Source organism: Thiohalophilus sp. (assembly GCF_031581315.1).
GTDB lineage: Bacteria > Pseudomonadota > Gammaproteobacteria > UBA6429 > Thiohalophilaceae > Thiohalophilus.
The window spans coordinates 33,840-37,058 of sequence record NZ_JAVLAZ010000013.1 but is presented as its reverse complement, the minus strand read 5'-3'; the positions used below and the strand labels follow the sequence as shown (position 1 = coordinate 37,058).

At 61.4% G+C, this 3,219-nt stretch carries 5 protein-coding genes; all 5 read right to left on the bottom strand.

Going from position 1 to position 3,219, the window contains the following annotated elements; genetic code table 11:
• Positions 1-2 precede the first annotated feature (2 nt).
• The 5 genes from RI563_RS03225 to RI563_RS03205 all read right to left on the bottom strand — a co-directional run bounded on the left by RI563_RS03225 (position 3) and on the right by RI563_RS03205 (position 3,132).
• Positions 3-443, bottom strand: coding sequence for a regulatory protein RecX (locus RI563_RS03225; protein WP_310692906.1), 441 nt, complete (start codon positions 441-443; stop codon positions 3-5).
• A gap of 23 nt (positions 444-466) precedes the next feature.
• Positions 467-1,522: a recombinase RecA gene (recA, locus tag RI563_RS03220; RefSeq protein WP_310692905.1), complete on the bottom strand. Its 1,056-nt coding sequence runs from the start codon at positions 1,520-1,522 to the stop codon at positions 467-469.
• Positions 1,523-1,742: 220 nt separating this feature from the next.
• Positions 1,743-2,297 (bottom strand): RNA 2',3'-cyclic phosphodiesterase, encoded by a 555-nt coding sequence (thpR, locus tag RI563_RS03215; protein ID WP_310692904.1) that lies wholly within the window; start codon positions 2,295-2,297, stop codon positions 1,743-1,745.
• A complete protein-coding gene (locus tag RI563_RS03210; RefSeq protein ID WP_310692903.1) occupies positions 2,290-2,805 on the bottom strand; it encodes a nicotinamide-nucleotide amidohydrolase family protein in 516 nt (171 codons plus the stop codon). The genes thpR and RI563_RS03210 overlap by 8 nt, the downstream gene beginning before the upstream one ends.
• A 15-nt stretch (positions 2,806-2,820) precedes the next feature.
• The gene (locus RI563_RS03205; RefSeq protein ID WP_310692902.1) at positions 2,821-3,132 is read right to left on the bottom strand and encodes a PilZ domain-containing protein; all 312 of its coding nucleotides are present in this window, start codon (positions 3,130-3,132) and stop codon (positions 2,821-2,823) included.
• Positions 3,133-3,219 lie beyond the last annotated feature (87 nt).

Here is a 3,219-nt window from a genome sequence, read left to right as displayed (position 1 = left end):
TGTCAGTCATCATCCCGCACCACGTTTTGAATCTGCTCGGTAGTAAACCCGCGCTGCTGCAAAAAACGCATCTGCCGGGCTTTTTCCCTGTACTCCCCGGGTAAAGCGGCGCCGAATTTCCTGACGCGCACCTCCCTGGCCAGATCGATCCAGACCGGGCTGCGTTCATCCAGGTATTGGGAGATCAGCATCTCGCTGACACCTTTTTGCGACAGTTCGGCAACGATCTTGCGCGGCCCGGAGCCCCGGGTCTGCCGGGAATGCACGAACGCTTCCACGAACCGTTCGTCACTCAACAGGTTTTCATCCGCAAGGCGCTGCAATGCCGAATCGACCTCCTCTTCGGCATACCCCTTGCGCACCAGCTTTTGCTGTAGTTCACAGGTGCTGTGTTCGCGGCGGGACAACATATCCATCGCCGCTTCACGGACGCTTTTAGCCATCTTGAAACGGCGTCACCGGGTTTTCAGGCTTCGGCCTCTTCCAGCGCGCTATCATCGGGCACGTCGCTCTGCGCTTGTGCCTCCGCCGGCTTGGGCAGCAGCTTATCGCGGATCTGGGCTTCGATATCCTGCGCCATTTCCGGATGCTCCTTGAGAAAGTTGCGCACGTTATCCTTGCCCTGACCGATGCGATCGCCGTTATAGCTGTACCAGGCGCCCGATTTTTCCACCAGTCCTTCCTTGACACCCAGATCGATGATCTCGCCCTCGCGGGAGATGCCTTCGTTATACAGCAGATCGAATTCCACCTGCTTGAATGGCGGCGCCACCTTGTTCTTCAGCACCTTGACCCGGGTCTCGTTACCAATAACCTCGTCGCCTTTTTTGATCGAACCGATACGCCGGATATCCAGCCGCACGGACGCATAGAACTTGAGCGCGTTACCACCGGTCGTGGTTTCCGGGCTGCCGAACATGACACCGATCTTCATGCGGATCTGGTTAATGAAAATAACCAGCGTATTGGAACGCTTGATATTGCCACTCAGTTTGCGCAGCGCCTGGGACATCAGCCGCGCCTGCAGACCCACATGGGTATCGCCCATGTCGCCTTCGATTTCCGCCTTGGGGGTCAGTGCCGCCACCGAGTCGACCACCACCACGTCCACCGCGCTGGAGCGTACCAGCATGTCGGTGATCTCCAGCGCCTGCTCGCCGGTATCCGGCTGGGAAACCAGCAGATCGTCCACGTTCACGCCCAGGCGACCCGCATACTGGGGATCCAGCGCATGCTCGGCATCGACAAAGGCCGCCGTGCCACCGTGTTTCTGGCATTCGGCGATCACCTGCAAGGTCAGCGTGGTCTTGCCCGACGATTCCGGACCGTAGATTTCCACCACCCGACCCTTGGGCAGGCCACCCACGCCCAGGGCAATATCCAGCCCCAGCGAACCGGTGGAAATCGCCTCCACATTGCGCACCGCCGAGGTGTCGCCCATGCGCATGACCGAACCCTTACCGAACTGTTTTTCGATCTGGCCCAGTGCGGCACTGAGTGCCTTTTTCTTGTCTGCATCCATGATATTTCTCCTGTAACGTATCGAATGAAACCAATCCCTGGTCCCACGCCCACTCGTAACCCGGCGCCATTATTTCACACAATCCCGACCATGGCCTAGCCTCGATTTGCTCCGGCCCGACGCCACCCGGGCGCCCCCTTCTCAGGGGTCACAACACCACCCCCAAAAACACTGACTTACCGGTACAGTGACAGGTTCTTTTTCGGGGTCTTCAGTGCGGTCAGTGATTTTCCTGGGGCGCATGACCGACCAGCGACCAGCGTTGCAGGATGCGGTATTCGGCCCCACTCGGCAGGGTTTGGGATTCGACCAGCGCGAACTCATCAACCGGCCAGAGCAGCGGCTCATCAAGCGCCTCACTCAACGGCGGTCGGCGCAACTTGCGCACCAGCGTCAGGTGGGCCTGCCAGGGCCGGGCATCGATTTGAAAGCCGCACTCGCCCAGCCCCCGCTGCAACTGGCTCACCAGGGCCAGCAAGGACGGCGGGCTGCTTTGGGGGGCGAGCCAGCCGATCCCGGGTCGGGACCAGAAGCCGAGCCGGGAGAGGGAAAGCGTCAAGGCATCGGCCCGGACGCCGTCGGCGACTTGCTCGGCGCAGGTGCGCTGCTGTGTATCGACAGGACCCAGATAGATAAGCGTCAGGTGAAGCTGGTCGGCTTGCAGAATGCGGGCCCCGGGATCCGCGAACCTCTCCCGGGCCAGTCGGCGCAGCGCCTGCGCCAGGGGCGGCGAAGGCCACAGGGCAAAAAAGAGTCGCTGGCGGGGCTCATTCACCGGTCAATTCGAGGATGCCTTCCAGCGCCCGGACCACTGCCTGGCGGCGCACGTCATCGCGGTTACCGTTATAGACCTGGTGCTCACTACTGACCTGCGCCGCCTCACCGGCCACCCGTTGCGCCCAGCCAAACCAGACCAGCCCCAGCGGCTTGTCGGGCCGCCCGCCTCCCGGGCCGGCAATGCCGCTGACCGACAGGGCCAGATCGGCTCGACTATGGCGCAGCGCCCCCTCGGCCATGGCCCGTACCGTCGGCTCGCTGACCGCGCCATCTTCGTCCAGCACAGCGGCCGGCACCGCCAGCAGTTCCTGCTTCGCCTCGTTGGAATAGGTGACAAAGCCGCGCTCAAACCAGGCGGAACAGCCGGGCACATCGGTCAGCAGCTTGGCAATCCAGCCGCCGGTGCAGGACTCGGCGGTGGCCAGGGACAATGACTGTGGCTCGAGCCGTTCGCTGACCCGGTGGGCCAGCGCCAGCAACATTTCATCGGTCGGTACCCGGCTCATCGCCCCTTGCCCGTCTTATTCATTTTCATCGAACACGCTGGTAATGATAGCGCCGATTTCGTAACCGTCGCCCCGCCGCTGTTTTGCCATGCGTACCACCCGGACCATCGCATGCAGCGGCGCCGTCACCTGTTTTTCCGCCGCGATACGGATCTCCACCGGCGTATCGACCGGAATCTCCTCGGCGGCGATGAACATCATGCCGCGACCGCTGAGATTGGACAGTCGCCCGATCTGCTCACTCTCGACACCCTGCGGCTTGAAGTGAATATCACAATCCACCTCGACGCGAATAAAATCGCGCTTCTCGTCATAATCCCTTGGCATCCATCCCCCCGTTATCGCGTCATGCCCCGACGCATTTCTTATTTATTAACAGAAACTGTATGGCAGCCATCGAATCGGCGCAAGCCG